This window comes from Streptomyces diversicolor (assembly GCF_057537855.1).
In genome coordinates, this window is sequence record NZ_BAAJXA010000133.1 from 1 (window position 1) to 1,165 (window position 1,165).

General features: G+C 69.3%; 1 protein-coding gene. It reads left to right on the top strand.

Annotated features, from left to right (window positions below):
* Window positions 1-1,165, top strand: a 1,165-nt coding sequence (locus AC27LF_RS45490) for a condensation domain-containing protein (protein WP_479665221.1), incomplete at both ends; no start/stop codon positions are given.

Below are 1,165 nucleotides of genomic sequence, written 5' to 3' on the forward strand. Positions count from 1 at the left end.
CCGGCTGGTGTTCGCCGGTCGTGCCGATGAGCAGGTGAAGATCCGCGGCTTCCAGGTGGAGCCCGGCGAGGTTCAGGCAGTCGTAGCCGCACACCCGCTGGTCCTGCAAGCCGCAGTCGTCGCGCGCGAAGACACCCCCGGCGATGTCCGCCTGATCGCCTACATCGTCGCGAGCGACACGGACGCTGCCGAACTGAGCGCGGCGGTCAGGGAGTCTGTCGCCGCGCGTCTGCCGGAGTACATGGTGCCCTCGGCAGTGGTCGTGCTGCCGGAGCTGCCGCTGACCGGTAACGGCAAGCTGGACCGCAAGGCCCTGCCGAGGCCCGAATACGCGGCGGCGAGGGCTGGTTCGGACAGGGCTCCGGTCTCCTTGCAGGAGGAACTCCTCTGCCAGGCCTTCGCCCAGGTCCTGGATCTGCCCGCGGTCGGCGTGAATGACGACTTCTTCGCGCTGGGCGGACACTCACTGCTGGCGACCAGACTGGTGAGCCGCATGCGGACCCTGCTCGGCGTCGAAGTGGGTATCCGCGAACTCTTCGAGGCACCCACAGTGGCAGGGCTGGCCGCCCGGCTGGCAGAGGCGGACGAGGCGCGGGCGGCGCTGGTGCCGATGGCACGTCCGGAACGGGTGCCCTTGTCGTACGGGCAGCGACGGCTCTGGTTCATCGGCCAGTTGGAGGGGCCGAGCCAGACGTACAACAGCCCGGTGGCGCTGCGGCTCACCGGTCGGCTCGACACACAGGCCCTGGCCGACGCGCTGCGTGACGTCATCGCGCGCCATGAATCCCTGCGCACGGTCTTTCGAGTCGAGGCCGGCGAGCCTTACCAGCGTGTTCTCGGAGTGGACGAGGTCGAGTGGGAGCTGCCTGCCGTCCGGCTCGACTCCTTCGAACTGTCGGCCACACTCGCGCGGATCTCTTCGTACGCCTTCGACCTCGCGGCCGAGGCTCCGTTGAAGGCGTGGTTGTTCGAGACCGGTCCCGAGGAGCATGTACTCGCCCTGGTGGTGCACCACATCGCCGGTGACGGCTGGTCGATGGGTCCGCTCGCGCGGGATGTGTCGGTGGCGTACGGGGCGCGGTGTGAGGGGCGGGCACCGGGGTGGGATGCGCTGCCGGTGCAGTACGCGGACTACGCGTTGTGGCAGAGGGAGTTGCTGGGGTCG